The following is a 16437-nucleotide window of genomic DNA, read 5'->3' on the forward strand; positions in this document are numbered from 1 at the left end:
TGCCATTGCTTTCATATAGCCGACGCTCCGATGAATTGCCGAACGTAGTCCGCAATCTTCTCGGGGAATTCGGTGGTGAGTCCGTGACGGGCTCCCTTGATAGTGCGCAGTTGCGCATGCGTGATCTGCTCGGCAAGGAGTTCCGCCCACGAAACCGGGGTAACACGATCATCGCTACCGTGAATAACCAATGTCGGTACCTCGATCGAGTTGAGCAGGTTCCGCGTTTCATGGTTCGCCGCGGCCGCCCGTCGGCGTGCAGTCTGCTCCGGGGTGCGGGGGGCTAGCGCGCGGCGGCTCTGCGCCGCGACCTCTGGACTGGCGCGTCCTTCCGGCGTCACTAGCAAGTCGATAAACGCCTCGGAACGCTCCTCAGCGGACATCGCGACCAGTCGTTCCGACTCTGGAGTTCGTACTGATGTGGTCGGGGTGGTGCTGACGAGAATCAGGGATGCCAACCGGTCCGGGTAGTCAAGTGCGACATGTTGCGCGATCATGCCGCCGTACGAGGTTCCCAGCACGTGAGCTCTATCGATACCAAGCGCATCCATCAGGTGGACGACATCGGCGGCCAGGTCCGTCATTGTGAACGGTTCGGGCGGGCTAGTGGTAGCACCCGAATCACGCTGGTCATATGAGATCGAGCGGCAGTCGTGACCTAGGTACTTCTGCAGTCTCGCAAACTGATGACGATCGCTTTCTGCTCCGTGGATGAGTATGAGTGGGTCGCCTGCGCCAACTTCAACGTACGCAACTTTCAAACCGTTGGTTTCGAGGTGTCGTGTTATGGGTGCCGGCCCTGAGCCGACGGCTTGCCTATTCATTGTTCGTGGCACCGTGTCCTGTCGTGGGTATGGAGTCGAGCAGTTGGCGGGTATACAGCTGAGTCGGGTGATCGAGAACTTGTTCCGTGGCCCCCTCCTCGACGATCTCGCCGTGCTGCATAACGTAGATCCGATCGGTGATCTGTCGCACAACGGCGAGGTCGTGTGTGATGAAGACATAGCCGAGACCTAGCTCGTTCTGGAGCCTGCGCATCAGATTTAGGATGTGTGCCTGCACCGAAACGTCGAGTGCGGATACGATCTCGTCACAGATCATGACTGATGGTCGGCGGGCGAGGGCACGGGTGATCGCCACTCGCTGTCTTTCGCCGCCGGATAGCTGGGCGGGCATTTTGTTTGCGTACGACGCAGGTAGGCCCACGAGGTCAAGGAGTTCCTCGGTCCGCGCGTGAAGATCATTCCCAGAGACCATGCGCAGTGCATCTCGAAGGGTTGCACCGACTGTGCGATGGGGGTTGAGTGTGGAAAATGGATCCTGAAAGGCCATCTGCACGGTCGATCGGACGCGTTCCCAATCGTCCTTAGACGGTCGCGCGCCTAAGTCGACACCTCCGACCAAGACTTCGCCTGATGTGGGCCGTGTCAGCCCGATGAGCATTCGAGCTAGGGTTGTCTTTCCTGACCCGGACTCTCCAACGATGCCCACGCTTTCGCCGTTGTGCACCTTGATCGTGGCGCCTCCCACCGCGACCTTGGCTCCATAGGTTCGGCGTGCCGCGGTTGTTGCGATGACGGCGCCCTCTCGAGGACGTTGGTTCGATGTATCTTCCGCGCGATCGTGTTCGCGATTCATGGCTCGGATTTCGTCTGCGATGTCCTCGTGCCGCACGCAACGAGCCAGGTGGTCTCGGTCCGTGACGGGCACTAGCCCTACTGGAGCCTCTTTGCATTTGTCCTGAGCCCAGATGCAGCGAGGAGCGAAACTGCAACCGGTCGGACGGGCTCCCGGTGCCGGTACCGATCCGGGAATATTTGCCAGTACAGCGACGCGTCGATCCAATGGCGGATCTGCCAGCAATAGATTGGCGGTATACGGATGAGCTGGCGAGGCGACCAGTTTGGCTGATCTGGCAGTTTCGACGACCTGGCCTGCATACATGACATATGCGCGATCACAGACAGAGAAGGCCACGCGGAGGTCGTGTGTGATCAGAACCAGGGCGAGGCCGTGGGTAGCACGAAGACGCGCCAGGAGCTCGAGGATCTCCTTTTGAGTCGTCACGTCGAGGGACGTGGTCGGCTCGTCAGCGATAAGTACCTTCGGATTCTGCGCGATCGCCGCAGCGATGCTCACGCGTTGGCTCATCCCACCGGACAATTCGAACGGATACCGATCCGCTACTTCAGGATCGGTGATACCGACCTCGCGGAGCCGCCGGATCGCCTCGGTACGCCGTTCGGCCTTGGGCAATCGTCGCCCGTTCGGGCGCCGCAAAGCCGCAGTAATTTGCGTGCCACACCGCTCCAGCGGATTGAGCGCGGTGAACGGGTCCTGCATGATCATGGCGATTTCGGTTCCGCGCATGGCTCGCCGGTCCCGGTCATTCAACTGGCCCGTCTCTCGTCCCTGGACACGGACGTCGCCCTTGATATGAAGCCCATGTGGAAGGAGGTCCAACGCAGATTTGGCTGTGACTGTCTTTCCGCTACCGGACTCGCCAACGATTGCTACGGCCTCGCCTGGGTCAACGTGAATGGTCAGACCGTCGACGATCCGCACAGTTCGGCCATCTCGCCGAAATGCGACACTTAGATCAGCGATATCGAGTGCCGCGCGCGTCCCATGCGGTGTGCTCGTCACTTCGTTGGTCACTGTCATCGTTCCCTTACCTCGCTTTCGTGCCGAGCGAATACCCAGTCACCGATAACGTTCGCCGAGACCGCCAGTAGGACCAACAGAATGCCAGGGGCGGCAGTCGCCCACATGTTGGAGGAAAGTAGCGCCCGGTTTTCGAACATCATCCGGCCCCAGTCTGGCGATCCAGGAGGGACACCAAGACCCAGGAACGACAGGGACGATACCTCTACGATCCCGTAGGTGAATTGCAGGAAAAAGGTGGTAACTAGGAGTGGTACCAATGCGGGGATCAATTGGTTGACCAGGATTTCCGCGTTCGAAAGTCCGGTGGTGCGGGCAGCCTCAATGTAGGGCAGCCGAACGCGCTCGAGTACCGAAGCACGGATTAAACGAACGTTGGTGGGTAGGTTGAATACGATCAACACGAGTAGTGCTAGGACCAAACCGCCTCCGGTGACCCCCACGACGATGATGGCAACCATCAACGCAGGGATAGAGTAGAGCACATCGACGATTCGGCTGATGACACTGTCGACCCATCCACCAGCGAAGCCAGCGAGTAGGCCAAGTACCAAGCCAAGCAGGATCGTTATGCCTGCGAGGGCGAGCGGTGCGAGGAATGCGGTGCGGGCGCCGAAGATTACTCGAGACAAGATGTCCCGACCAAGTTGATCCGTCCCAAGCAGATGACGAGAGCTAGGTCCCTGGAGGGCGTCGCCGGGGTTGATGTACGAAGCGTCGTAGGGAGCGACACCAGGGAACGCGACAAGAACGACCACAGTGATCAGCACCAACGTGGCGAGTACGACGATCACTGGCGGACGCGAATAGCCCCACTGTCGCTTGCGATCGCCGAACGTTTCGCCAATACTTGCGTCCAACGATGTCATGCTTCTACCTCCAGCCCAAGCCTGACCCGTGGGTCGATGGCGAGGCAGATCAAGTCCACGGCCAGATTGACCAGCACCACTCCGATCGCGATTGCTAGTGTGATGCCCTGGATAAGTGGAATGTCCCGAGCGCTGATGGCGTTGATCAGCAGAGTTCCAACCCCGGATAAGCTAAATACCTGCTCGACCACCACCAGACCACCAAGCAGCGCAACAAATAGGGACCCGGACCATGTCACCAGGTGGACAGCCGAGTTTTTCAGAATCGCTTTCCCTGCAATATATTGCGGGGAAAGTCCCCGTGCCCGCGCGAACGTTACCTGGTCTTCATCCAGGATCTGGGCGAACCGGACTCTGGCCAGTTTGGTTGACGATGCCAATAGCAGAACCGTTGCGGCTGCTCCGGGCAGCACTAGTTGCCGGAGGCTCTCGTCGCCACCGACCCCGATGAACGGGAACCAACCGAGTTTTACGCCGAAAATATACGAGATCAGCATCCCCGTGGCAAAAATCGGCGAACTCGCCCCGAGGATGGCGAATCCGACAATCGTGCGATCTAGGACGCCTCCTCGGCTACGAGCGGCGAAGTAGCCGAGGAGGCTACCAATTGTGGTCGAGAGAAACCATGAGATGAGCAGTAGGGGGATGGTCACCACCGTCGCCGCCCGCCATATCGCCGAAATGACCGACTCGTGCAGTGAGTAGGAGGTTCCGAGATCGAAGTGCGCTAATGACCCTAAGAATCGCAGATACTGCTGGGGCAGTGGGTCGTCAAGGCCGTAGGTCGCACGGATCGCAGCCAGTTGAGCAGGGTCGGCGTCGGGGCCGGCGATCGCCTGCTCGGGACCGCCGGGAGCGGCATGGATGAAAGCGAATACAAGAACCGTAACGACCAGCAGCACCATGATCGCCGTAAGCAGTCTTTTTGCCACGAACGCCAAGACACGCGAAGCCTGCGACCGAGGTCGAGAGGTCCCGATGGTGGTCTCCCTGACCATAGTTCGATTCACTTACTCACCAAAGTTTCAATAATGGGCGTCAGCCACCAAAACGAGGTGAAGTCCTTGACCTGCAGACTGTCAATCGCAAATGTATAGATATTGGAAAAGGCGATGGGGACATATGCTGCTTGGCTTTGAGCCGCCGTCAGCGCGTCCAGAAGCTTGGTCTGAGCTTCCGTACCGGGCTCAAGATTGCGGTAGGCCTTCAAAGCCTCGTTGACGGCTGGATCGTCAAGCTGTGAGAGGTTCGCGATCGAGCCAGGAGTGAGGACGCTGAACGGCAGGTTCCCCGGTTCTGGTGAACCCGCATTCCAGGAGTCCACCATCAGTCCGCCCGTCGTGTGATCAAGGTAGACCGCGTTGCCGAAGGTAGCGTCGTCAACCGATTTCACCGATACGTTGATGCCTATCTGTTTGAGTGACTGAGCAAGCGTTTGGGCAATCAAGGACTCCGTAGGATCGCTCGCGTGGACTGGAACTTCAACGTCAAACCCGCTAGGAACACTGGATTGAGCCAGTTCAGCTTTCGCAGCGGATAGGTCATAGGTCAATTCCGAGCCGAACTTCTTATAGGCACTATCGACCGGCGCAGCGTCGGCAAGTCCAATTAGAGTTTCCTTAGGCACTAATGAATTCGCAATGGTCGCTTCACCCCCGAAAGCAGTCTTGATTAAGGATTCGCGATCAACCAGATGTGTAATTGCCTTACGGACGTGCACGTCATCAAACGGGGCCTTCTTCATGTCGAAACTTATGCGGTAGATAGCAACATCGGATGTTTTCACACTGGACAAACCCTGCACGGCTTTAATGGCGGGCACTTGACTAAGCGGGGGAAGGAAAATCCCGTCGTAATCGCCCGACTGTAGCGCGAGCAGTCTGCTTCCGTCATCTTTCGGCGTTACGAAACTGATCGACTTGTACGGCGCCTCTTTGCCCCAGTATCCAGAATTTCGCTCTAATGTCACCGAGGTCCCTGCACTAAACGACTCGTAAGTGTATGGACCCGTCCCGATTTGGGGCACATTAGGCGTCCCCACCTGGCCATTGTTCTTCTCGTAATACGCTTTCTCTACGATACCGGTCTTGGTGATGGTGTACGGGAACTCTGGATCCGGGCCCGGAAGTGTGACCTTCACTTGATCGGCACCTTCGACCGACACCGTTTTGCCCGCCCAGTAACGCGCAATCTTGGACGTCGTGCCTTTGGCGATGTGCAGGTCGAACGAATACTTGACATCTTCAGGGGTCAGCTTCGCGCCGTCGGAAAACTTGACACCGGTGCGCAATGTGTATACGTAGGTTAGTGGATCCGGGTGGTCCACCTTCACAGCCAGCGTCGGTGCAAACGTGCCGTCAGCTTGGTAGGTCATCAACGGCTCGTTGACGAGCAGGCCCGGTGCTAGCTCGACCGACGAGGTGTCACGAGTATCCCAGGTGTCCGCGAGGAACGGCAGAAGAAGTTTGAGGGTGGAACCTTCTCCTTTGCTTTCGGACGAGCCGTTGCCGCTGCATGCAGTGAGAACCAGAATGACGGTGACAAGAAGCGCCACGAGAGCGCCGCCGCGATGAATGCCGATTACTTTGGACAAGGTTGCCCTTCCATAGACAGACGAGGAGATGCAATTTAGAGATGATTGCATCCAATTCTCATTTGCGCTAGATGCCGCAGCAAATTTTTTCACCAGTGTCGCCAGAGGTTCACGATCCGACATGGAATTACCGACCGGCCGCGTAACCCTGCGCACCTCGCGGATTGGCGGCCGCAGAGAAGATCCCCGCGCTCGGATCACGGGTGACGGAGGACAATCGACCGAGCGCCCACTCGCCGGCACGCGTCACCACGTGACCGCGGCGTTCAAGATCGGAGATCACCTCTGCACCGACGCGGTCCTCCACTGTGGCTCCTCTGGGGTTCCATTGACGTGGCCAGAAACTGCCTACGTAAGCCGTCGTGTTAAAGGCTGGCGCATCGATTGCCTGTTGAGGTGATTTCCCACCCGCAAGCACACGTACGAGGTAAAGCGCTTGCCACTGGTCCTGTTGATCTCCGCCGGGCGATCCAAGAGCACTCACGGCCTCGCCGTTTCGCATAAGCAGGGTGGGTGAAAGCGTAGTTCGGGGTCGCCCACCCGGGCGCAGTGCTGATGCACTACGTCTGTCAAGCCATGTCATTTGGAGTCGTGTACCCAGCTGGAATCCAAGCTCGGGGATCGTCGGCGAGGACTGCAACCACCCTCCGGAAGGTGTCGCCGAGATCGTGTTTCCCCAGCGGTCTACGACATCGAGGTGGCAGGTATCGCCTTGGGTCGTCCCAGTGACGCTAACCGTCGGCTCGCCAGTTCCGATGTCCAAGCCGCCTGCAATAGGCGCGTCGTGGCGCAGAGGGGGGAGAAACGGCGAAACCCCACCCGGGTCGCCAGGGCGTAAATCTCGCGACGCGGTCTCACCGATGAGGGCGCGCCGACTGTTTGCGTACTCTGCCGAGATCAGAGTCTGAAGTGTCTCTACGGGTAAATCAGGCCCGTAGTAGGCGTCACGGTCGGCAAGCGCCAATTTCATCGCTTCGAGCACGCGGTGGATGCTGTCCGCGCTCGCCAGATCGAGTTCAGAGTCGGAATACCCATCCAAGATCGCCATGATCTGTAACAACACTGGCCCTTGCGACCATGGTCCTGGTTTGACGATGTCAGTCCCGCGAAACTGCCCAATGATTGGGTCTTCGTAGCTAGCTTCGAAATCGGAAATGTCCTGGCCGGTGATGACGCCGTAATGGGACGTTCCCGAAGCGTGGCGATGCGGAGTGCACTCGATGAAAGCATCGATCGCTTTAGCTACAAATCCGCTGCGCCATTCCCGGCGTGCGGCATCGATTCGCGCTTCACGATCGGGCCCCACGGCCGCCGCGCCCAGACGATTCAAAGTTCGCGCATACGCAGAGTTCCGCACCCACTGACCACCTTGCGGCGCCGTACCGTCCACGAGCCACTGCGCCGCTGACGTCGGCCAATGCTCGCGGAAAAGCCCGGCAACGGTCGCGATCGTGTCGGCTTCCTTAGGAACGACGCTATGCCCGATGCGTGCGTAGTGTTCTGCGTATGCAAGGGCGTCGGCAAGCTCCCATGTTCCGTGATCACGTAAGAGCAGCAACCACGCATCGAACGCACCCGGCACTGCCGCAGCCAATGCACCGGCCCCTGGCACCATGTCTAGGCCTAGACTTTCGAAATGCGCGATCGTGGCCGCTTCGGGGGCGACTCCTTGACCATTTAGCGTTTGCGGTCGGCTTCCCACTGGCGCGATAAGTGCAACGACTTCTCCCCCTGGCCCGTTCAGATGAGGTTCCACCACGTGCAGGACAAATCCCATAGCGACCGCCGCGTCGAAGGCGTTGCCGTTCCTCTCCAGTACCGACTGGCCGACGGCCGATGCAATCCAGTGGCTCGAGGCGCACATGCCGAAGGAGCCTTTTAGATCTGGACGTGTCAAAAAATGGGGGGTCACCGGGCACCTTCTCGTGTTGCATCTGAAATTGATATGATTGGATGCAATATAAGCCAGTGTTGGATGAAACGCGACATCGAAAGACGTAAGCGCGTCGCCCACGAAGGGACTTCAATGAACGACGTGACTCCGGAACCCACTCCAACGTTTACCTCTGCCCCAGGCGACGAACTCGTCTTCGAGAATGATCGGATACGCGTGTGGGCCATGAACCTTGAGGCGGAGGGGGGCACTTATGAATTCCATGAGCATCACCACGACCACCTCATCCTGTGGCCGACGGCCGGCCGCGCGCAGGGTCAGGACTACGGCGATGATGAGTGGAAGGTCGCCCAAGAGGCCGAGCGTGGATACGCCTTCTTCAAGACTGTTGGTCGGGGCGGTCCGCTTCCGCCCCATCGATTACGCAATCTCGAGGACCACCCGGTTACGCACTACATCATCGAGTTACTACAAGAATCGCCAAGCGAAGGACCCTTACCGCATGAGACCAATGGTCGAGGCACAACGACCCGTCCACATACGACCACCAGATTCTGACCGCGTCGCTCGACCTTGTCGTCCATTAGGGATCCGAGGGGCCCGCGAGTGACGTCGAATGCAGCCGACGGGAGCCACTACGACGTTGAGGTAAAGCTGTCATCGACCGACCGCGTTCTGACCGAGTTGCAAAAATCCATCATTACCGGCGCTATCCCCATCGGGACCTGGCTACGCCACAGTGCCTTGGCCAAAGACTATGGCGTCAGTCGAACCCCTGTACGTGAGGCCTTGCGAGTTCTGGCGGCGCAGGGCGTCGTGACCATCGTTCCGAACCGGGGCGCTCGGGTAAACGGCCCCTCAAGTCGAGACATCCGCGAGCTTGGAGAAGTGCGCTCAGAACTCCAGGGCCTCGCCGCAGAACTCGCCGCAGAACGTATCAACGACGCCCAACTTAGCCGTATGCATCACGCATGGGACGCATTCCGCTGTTCTCTCGACACGGTCGAGAGAACAGACCGCCACGACCTCGCAGACATGTGGGGTGATGCAAATGAAGACTTCCATTCGGTCATCGTCGAAGCCGCCGGAAACCACCAACTCAGCTTGACCCTTATGGACTTGCATCGGCGTATGCCCCGCAACCTCTCTTTCGGCGCATATGCGGGCAATACCCATCTACTCCGTAAGAACCTGGCGGAGCACGACCGAATCGGCCAGGCAATCGCAGATCACGACGCAAGCACGGCGCGGCGACTAATGGCTGCGCACTTCAAGCATGCCAATCAGGCGACGGCGCGATGGGTCGAGTCCCGGGTCCAAGACGAACAGGAGAGTATTCGTCCGATTCAGAACAGCGAAGACGTCACTTCCGCTCGACCGGTCTCGTATTCAGGAGACCAGGACGGGGTTCCGGCACAACACAGTGGCAAACTTCTTTGACCTCGCGCGAGACAACCTCCAGGAAGCCAGGGCGCGCCATTGTCAAGGCAGCACTATGCTTTCTACCCCGAATAGAGGAGTGAGTGTGCCGTGGCTGCTGGGCTAATGGGATCCGGTTAACCACCCGAGCGGCAGCACGAGTCGTACACCGGTTCGACGTCAGCGGCATGGAATAACGAAGCTAGGGCTTCAGCACGGTTAGACCGTAAAACGGGTTCGCGCTGTCAAATTGCGCCTCGCCCGCGACGATGTTCCCTCATCAAGCCGCGGCATTTCACGCCGCAGGAATTGGCTCGCCATACACCTCACCAATCAGGCCTCGTGCCCCTCCCGAAAGGTCATTTCTTGAAAAGCCACTTAGCCGGCGTGCCCACTGACTCGGCGCATCTGGCACTCATGCTCCTGTTGACATTTTCGACTGGGATCGTTGACGCCGTCGGCTTTCTTGGCCTGGATCGAGTCTTTGCTGGCAACATGACAGGCAACGTCGTCGTCCTCGGGATGGGCCTCCTGGGAGCTGGAGGTTTTCCGGTTGTCGGGCCATTGATCGCGTTCTTCGGCTTCTTCCTAGGCGCAACTATCGCAGGAAGGTCATTACGCAAAGCACAATCGGGCTGGAGCAATCGCCTTAGCCTCCTCTTCGGAACCATTGGGCTACTTATTCTCGTGCTCGCGGCGACGTTGTTGATTGTCGGTGATCACCCTTCCAGCACAGTCCAGGTCATCACCACCTCCCTGCTCGGTTGCGCTATGGGCGCGCAGGCCGGCGCCGCTCGCTTTATAGCGGTCAAGGACGTCACCACCGTCGTCATCACCTCCACGATTACGGCGCTCGCTTCCGAACTGGCACTCGGCAGCGGTGGGGACGGGCGGGGACTGCGTCGGGTAGCGGCCATCGCCTTAATGCTAAGCGGTGCGGCGTTAGGCGCAACTCTCCTAAGGTGGCACCTCGGTGCGGGGCTCTGCGCCTCTGGCGCTATAACCTTGGTTGTTGCATTTGTCGGCGCGGTTCATTTTCGAAGCAACAAAAGGGCTGAGCCGAATCAGCGATGATCGTCTAAGCAGAAGATGCCCGATGCGGTCGACCGCGCGGGGCGCGTGGTTCTATCACGGCAGCCGTCGCGATCGCCGTAGCGACCTGGTCTATCCCCAGACCATTCTTGAGCGGCCCGCAGCACACGAGCGCGCGGCCGCCAGCGCCATCACCGCCGGCCCGCCAAGACGACTAGCGCTAAGCATCTTCGACACGGCAGGACCGATGATGGTCAGCACCAACGAGGGCGCGCGGGGGCATGACCAACAGCATGTCGGCGTGGCCCACGCAGCCGCTTTCTTTTGCAGTGACGCAGAAGTATTTTCCTAGCGTCAAGCAAGGAATTCCCCGGTCCGGCGGGCATTCCTCGCGGGCGCTAGGGTGGGTTCGCAGCCGCAGCTTCGTCGTGCTCCAGGACCGCTTCGACGCAGAGGACCTGCTCCGACTTATCTACGAAAAGCAGATCAGCAACCTGATGCTGGTGCCGATCATGTTCAACCGTCTCTTGCAACTGCCCGATGAGACCCGCGCGAAGTACGACGTGTCCTCGGTGCGCCACGTCGTGTTGGGCGGCGCTCCGTGCCCGCAGCACACGAAGCAGGCCATGATCGACTGGTGGGGACCAGTGCTCATTGAGCAGTACGGCAGCCTCGAGATCGGCGTCTGCACCGGCGCCACTGCGCAGGAATGGATGGCTCATCCGGGCGCGGTCGGCAAGGCACTCGTGGACGTGAATATCAAAATCCTCGATGCCGACGGCATTGAGGTACCGATCGGGGAACCGGGGGAGATCTATACCCAGATCGCGCAACAGCCTGACTTCGAGTACGAAGGTCGTCCTGACGCGCGCGCCGAGATGGAGAAGGATGGGTTCCTGACCGCCGGCGACATCGATTATCACGATAATGACGGCTTCCTATACCTCAGCGATCGGAAAAAGGACATGGACAGCGTGGCGGTCACGGCTGACGACGTACGTTCCTTCGTAGGCAGGCGCCTAGCGAATTACAAGGTGCCCAAGGTAATCGACTTCCTTGACGAGATCCCGCAGCTGGACTCCGAAAAATCCTCAAGCGCCAGTTGCGCGAGCGGTAATGGCCCGCAAGCGGCCGTTCAATCTAGTTGCTATGCTGATCAGCATAGCAATGGTTAAATGCTATAGATTAGATTGAGCAGCGTAGTGGCCAAACCAGTGTTTTTTCGACCGACAGCCGGAGGTTTGAAGTGATCAAAGAATCGGGGATCCTGCGGGGCGATGAGTTCATCTCGACCGAGACGCTCAATGAGCGCGCCCTTCGCGCGGCAACGGCACTCGACTCGATCGGCGTGGGTTCAGGTGACGCAGTGGCGCTGCTGCTCCGCAACGACATCCCGTTCTTCGAAGCGACCCTCGCGGCAGGCGCTATCGGCGCCGCATCAGTCCCGCAAAACTGGCACGGCAAGCCAGAGGACGTGCTCGGCATACTGCGCGATTGCAAGGCCAAGGTCGTAGTCGCGCACGCCGACCTGTTGCGCCCAGTACTCGGCCTGATCCCGGAGGGCATGGAGATCCGCGTGGTCCCCACGCCGGATGACATCGGCAAGGCGTACGGCATTGCCAAAGACCTATGTGCTGTCCCTGACGGGCTGGTCGCATGGGACACCTGGGTCGATGAGTTCGATCCATGGCCCGACGCCCCGGTGCCCGCGCCGGGCGCCATGATGTACACCTCTGGCACGACGGGCAACCCTAAAGGCGTGCGTCGCAAGGCCAAGTCGGCCGAGGCCATGACCGAGGACGGCTACTACTCGCGGATGGCCGAGTACTTCGGCGTGGTACCCGGCGCCCGCGCCGTCGTGACGGGCCCGATGTACCACGGCGCACCACACTTCTGGGGCCTGGGCTGGGTGCGCGCCGGTGGCTTTGTCGTGCTCCAGGCGAAGTTCGATCCCGAGGACCTGCTACGGATCATTGAGGAGCAACAGGTCAGCAGCCTGTACCTCGTGCCGATCATGTACAGCCGCCTGCTCAAGCTGCCGGTCGATATGCGCGAGAAGTTCGACGTGTCGTCCCTGCGCCACGTTACCAATGCTGCTGCCCCGTGCCCGAGGCACGTCAAGCAGGCCATGATCGACTGGTGGGGCCCAGTGGTATACGAGATGTACGGGAGCCTTGAGACCGGCGTCTGCACCGGCGCCACTGCGCAGGAGTGGATGGCACATCCGGGCACGGTGGGGAAGGCGCTACCCGGCGTAGAGGTCAAGATCCTCGATGCCGACGGCAATGAAATGCCGATCGGGGAACCGGGGGAGATCTATACCCAGATCGCGCAACAGCCTGACTTCGAGTACGAAGGTCGTCCTGACGCGCGCGCCGAGATGGAGAAGGATGGGTTCCTGACCGCCGGCGACATCGGTTATCTGGACGATGACGGCTTCCTATACCTCAGCGATCGGAAAAAGGACATGGTGATCTCCGGCGGGGTGAACATCTACCCGCCGGCCGTCGAGGAGGTTCTCCTCACCATGCCGGGAGTTCGCGATGTGGCGGTGTTCGGCATCCCGGATGAGGAGTTCGGCGAATCGGTGGCGGCTGCCGTCGAGTTGGATGGCACGGTTGAGGTCACCGCGGGCGACGTACAAATGTTCATTCGGGACCGGATGGCCACTTTCAACGCGCCCAAGGTGGTCGACTTCATCAACCAGATCCCGCGTCTGGACTCCGGCAAGATCCTCAAGCGCGAACTTCGCGAGCCCTACTGGGCCGCGACGGGTCGCACAATCTGATACTCCTGACCGAACCCGAACCCGAACCCGAACCCGAACCCGAACCTGAGAGTGAAGACCCTTGACTGACTACGAGACCATCCTGTACGACGTGGACGATCCGATCGCCACCATCACACTGAACCGCCCGGAACGGCTGAACGCGTGGACGATGACGATGTCCCGCGAGTTGGGGCACGCGCTCACGAGTGCGGGCAACGACAGACGGGTGGTCGGGGTGATCGTCACCGGAACGGGGCGGGCATTCTGCTCCGGCGGTGACCTCAAGGACCTCACGCTGGACGACCTCCGAGTGCCGAAGCCAGCGGCACCTGCGTCTGCTCATGAGTCGTTGGCGACGAACGCGGAGACGGCCGGTCCATTTGCACTAATGCGCAACCTCGATAAGCCGGTGATCGCTGCGGTCAACGGCCCAGCCGTCGGAATGGGGGCGGTCATCGCGCTGTGGGCCGACCTTCGCTTCATGTCGCAGGAGGCGATGTTCACGATGGCGTTCTCGCAGCGTGGCACTGTCGCCGAGGGCGCGAGCAGTTGGCTTCTGTCGCGACTCATCGGACCGGGTGCGGCCTTCGACGTCCTGATCTCCTCGCGCCGAGTGCAGCCCGACGAGGCGTTCAGACTTGGATGGGTCGACAGAGTGCTGCCCGCGGGCGAGCTCCTCACAGCTGCGCGGGAGTATCTCCAGACCTTGTTGCTGTGCTCGCCCACGTCGATGGCGACCATCAAGAAGCAGATCTATGCGGACCTGTCTGGGACTCTCACTAACTCCGCCAGAGCCTCGAGTTCGTTGCTTGCTGCGTGCGTCGACAGTGGTGACATTCAGGAGGGCTGGCAGTCGTTTCTGGAGAAGCGGGCGCCGCAGTACGCTCGTCTGGGGACTGAGTGACTATGCTGGACATGGAAACATACGGTATGGCGTGTGACATACGATGAGATGGGCTGGGCGGATACTTGATAGATGCCGACAGTGAGGTGCGGCGCATGCCGCTACGCAAAAGCCGGATAGAAGAGATCGGTGAAGAGAGTCGCCGCCGCATCATGGATGCCGCGGAGGAGTTGTTCGCAGAGAAAGGCTTTTCCCGAACGTCGTTCGTCGACGTGGCGGAGCGTTCTGGTATCAGCCGAGGGTCAATCCCCTGGCATTTCGCGAACAAGGACGGCTTGCTGATCGCGGTGGTGGAGCGTGCCGTGGATCAGTTAATGCCGCCTGGCTCAATCGCGGCTTCGGGCCCGGGTGGTGTGCGCGAGGTATTCGACCGACTCAAGGAGTGGATGCGGGGCCCGACCGCCGGCGTGCTCTACATGTTGCTTACCGAGGCTATTTCATCCGACAGCCCGGTGCACACTCATTATGTCGAGTTCTTCCGGACCCGGCGCAAGGCCGCCGGCTATGCGATTAGCTCGGCCACCGGTTCTCCCCGCAGATCGAACGCCGACCGTGAGGCGCTCGACCTGCTGCTTACTGTGGTGAATGGGGCAGTCTTCGGGATCGGCTTGCAGTACCAGCTCGACCCGGCCCTCGATCTTGACGCATGCATGGAAACGCTGGCCAGGCTCACCGAGGCCGCACTCGGCATTGGCCCGATACCGGCGCCCAAGTCAGATCCGCAAGGCCACCGTTAAAGCGATCGCACGCGACCCGCTGACTAGGCGTTGGCCATCAGCGCTCCGGCCGAGGCAACTCCTCTTGGAGCACTTGGAGACATACCTGACTAGGGCTCGCCTCGACTCGATCAACAGGCAGTGTCTTCCGGGTGGCCTACAACGGCCCGGCGCCTCGCTCAAAAAATCAAGTGGGCCGACTCGGCCGACTTTATCAATTTAGCCTTTTGGGCGCCGCGCGGAGTGGCCGAGAACTCCCCAAGCGGTCGATCTCTTGGCCGGCCGCGGCGTACGGCAATGCTAGTAGCGCCGGTCAGGGTCGACGTCGTCGCGCAATATGGTACGTGCGAGCCCGTAATTTGAGCTTGACTTGGAGGGCGTCATCGAGCCCGTGGATTGTTTGCTCCGCGCACGGGTGTATTGGAATTCCAGAATTTCCCTGTCCTTCGCCGCGGCCGGCGCTGCCAGTCGGACAAGCGAAGAAGCGACGAGACTGATGAACATCAGACTCTTCGCGATCGAGGGTGTAGTCGGGGTCTGAATGCGCCAGCGCGCAAGAGCCGGTTATCTGAACGGGGTCGCGGGATAACCGCCCTCGGCGTCGAGTAGGTAAGTGAGGGGCCGGCTCGGCTGCCAGTCCTCGATACCATCCCGGGCGAGCCAGATGCCAAGGCGCGGAGTTGGTCGAGAACCGCGGCGCCGCGGATAAGGCGCCGACCATGAACCGGATCCATGTGACGAGCGGCGATTTCGGTCGCGGCGGCGCCTGCTTCCGAAGCAACGCACTGGCCCTCTTCATACTCGGGTCTCTGATACCTGTCGACGTAGGTCGTCCTCGACCTGGCCGAGCACGACGAGCTCCAAAACCCAGCAAGACAACGGCCTCGCCGTCCCGTAGGGCGTTCATCAGGGCGAGGTCGCCGTGGTTGACGGTCTGCGCGGCCTCGAGTGCTGCCCGGAAGTAGCCCTCGGTGACTTCGTGAAGCCGCGACTGATGGACGGTCCCTACTGCGACGCCGACGCGTCTAGCCGCCGCCGTAGCATCGCCGAGCGTTGCCCGTATGAAACCCCGTTGCGAGGCGATATGCGTTCTGAGGGACGGGCTCGCGTCGTGCACGATTCGGGCCGAAGCCCACAACTGACGGTTCGGCTGTCGTTGCTCCGCAGACGTCAGCGTCGGCCATGTCTAGTGCAGGTTGTGGCCGCGAACCTCCGCAGTCGCGGTCCAGCGGTACCCGGCTGGCGCCCTCCCCGAGGACCACTGGGTTCCGATCTCCCGCGGCAGAGCGCGCACGAACGTGGCCTCGCCGGCCATGTCGACGGGTGTATGCGCGATCCGCACGGCGATGCCGTCACCGACCCATGTTCATTCCATTCGAGCATTCGTTTGCTCGCCGCATCCGAGTGAGTTTGCCACCCGTAGTGGGCCGCGGTTTTGGCGGCCAAGCCCGGACGAGAGCTGCGCGGGACGGGTCGCGATGCGCCCGAGCCCGGTCCTATGATGATTGACATAGTCTCTAACCGTGTGTAGGTTCAGCCTTTGAGCGAGAGTGATGCCCTTCACTGACAGGTCATT

The 16437-nt window shown here is 60.3% G+C and carries 13 protein-coding genes; 7 read left to right on the plus strand and 6 right to left on the minus strand.

The window, feature by feature from the left end:
• Window positions 1-11: 11 nt before the first annotated feature.
• The 6 genes from CLV47_RS17480 to CLV47_RS17505 are packed head-to-tail and all read right to left on the minus strand — an operon-like array spanning window position 12 to window position 8140.
• Window positions 12-824, minus strand: coding sequence for an alpha/beta fold hydrolase (locus tag CLV47_RS17480; RefSeq protein WP_106350408.1), 813 nt, complete (start codon window positions 822-824; stop codon window positions 12-14).
• Window positions 817-2664, minus strand: a complete 1848-nt coding sequence (locus tag CLV47_RS17485; protein WP_106350409.1) for a dipeptide ABC transporter ATP-binding protein — start codon at window positions 2662-2664, stop codon at window positions 817-819. Before CLV47_RS17485 ends, CLV47_RS17480 begins: the two co-directional genes overlap by 8 nt.
• Window positions 2661-3533, minus strand: coding sequence for an ABC transporter permease (locus CLV47_RS17490; protein ID WP_106350410.1), 873 nt, complete (start codon window positions 3531-3533; stop codon window positions 2661-2663). The genes CLV47_RS17485 and CLV47_RS17490 overlap by 4 nt, the downstream gene beginning before the upstream one ends.
• Entirely contained in the window at window positions 3530-4531 is a 1002-nt protein-coding gene (locus CLV47_RS17495) for an ABC transporter permease (protein ID WP_106350411.1), read from the minus strand. Before CLV47_RS17495 ends, CLV47_RS17490 begins: the two co-directional genes overlap by 4 nt.
• 8 nt (window positions 4532-4539) lie before the next feature.
• Window positions 4540-6249 (minus strand): ABC transporter substrate-binding protein, encoded by a 1710-nt coding sequence (locus tag CLV47_RS17500; RefSeq protein ID WP_106350412.1) that lies wholly within the window; start codon window positions 6247-6249, stop codon window positions 4540-4542.
• Between the two features lie 4 nt (window positions 6250-6253).
• A complete protein-coding gene (locus CLV47_RS17505) occupies window positions 6254-8140 on the minus strand; it encodes a gamma-glutamyltransferase family protein (protein WP_238145490.1) in 1887 nt (628 codons plus the stop codon).
• Between the two features lie 21 nt (window positions 8141-8161).
• On the opposite strand from CLV47_RS17505, the gene CLV47_RS17510 reads away from it, so the two are divergent.
• The 7 genes from CLV47_RS17510 (at window position 8162) to CLV47_RS17540 (ending at window position 14882) form a co-directional block, all read left to right on the plus strand.
• Complete coding sequence (locus CLV47_RS17510) at window positions 8162-8578, plus strand: hypothetical protein (RefSeq protein WP_202862665.1); 417 nt, start codon at window positions 8162-8164, stop codon at window positions 8576-8578.
• Window positions 8579-8626: 48 nt separating this feature from the next.
• Window positions 8627-9460, plus strand: a complete 834-nt coding sequence (locus CLV47_RS17515; protein WP_202862666.1) for a GntR family transcriptional regulator — start codon at window positions 8627-8629, stop codon at window positions 9458-9460.
• 345 nt (window positions 9461-9805) lie between these two features.
• Window positions 9806-10513: a YoaK family protein gene (locus CLV47_RS17520; protein ID WP_202862667.1), complete on the plus strand. Its 708-nt coding sequence runs from the start codon at window positions 9806-9808 to the stop codon at window positions 10511-10513.
• Window positions 10514-10752: 239 nt separating this feature from the next.
• Complete coding sequence (locus CLV47_RS17525) at window positions 10753-11646, plus strand: AMP-binding protein (protein WP_106350416.1); 894 nt, start codon at window positions 10753-10755, stop codon at window positions 11644-11646.
• 71 nt (window positions 11647-11717) lie between these two features.
• Entirely contained in the window at window positions 11718-13259 is a 1542-nt protein-coding gene (locus CLV47_RS17530; RefSeq protein WP_202862668.1) for an AMP-binding protein, read from the plus strand.
• 61 nt (window positions 13260-13320) lie between these two features.
• The gene (locus CLV47_RS17535; protein WP_106350417.1) at window positions 13321-14145 is read left to right on the plus strand and encodes an enoyl-CoA hydratase-related protein; all 825 of its coding nucleotides are present in this window, start codon (window positions 13321-13323) and stop codon (window positions 14143-14145) included.
• 95 nt (window positions 14146-14240) lie between these two features.
• Window positions 14241-14882: a TetR/AcrR family transcriptional regulator gene (locus CLV47_RS17540; protein ID WP_106350418.1), complete on the plus strand. Its 642-nt coding sequence runs from the start codon at window positions 14241-14243 to the stop codon at window positions 14880-14882.
• Window positions 14883-16437 lie beyond the last annotated feature (1555 nt).

The organism is Antricoccus suffuscus, from assembly GCF_003003235.1.
GTDB lineage: Bacteria > Actinomycetota > Actinomycetes > Mycobacteriales > Antricoccaceae > Antricoccus > Antricoccus suffuscus.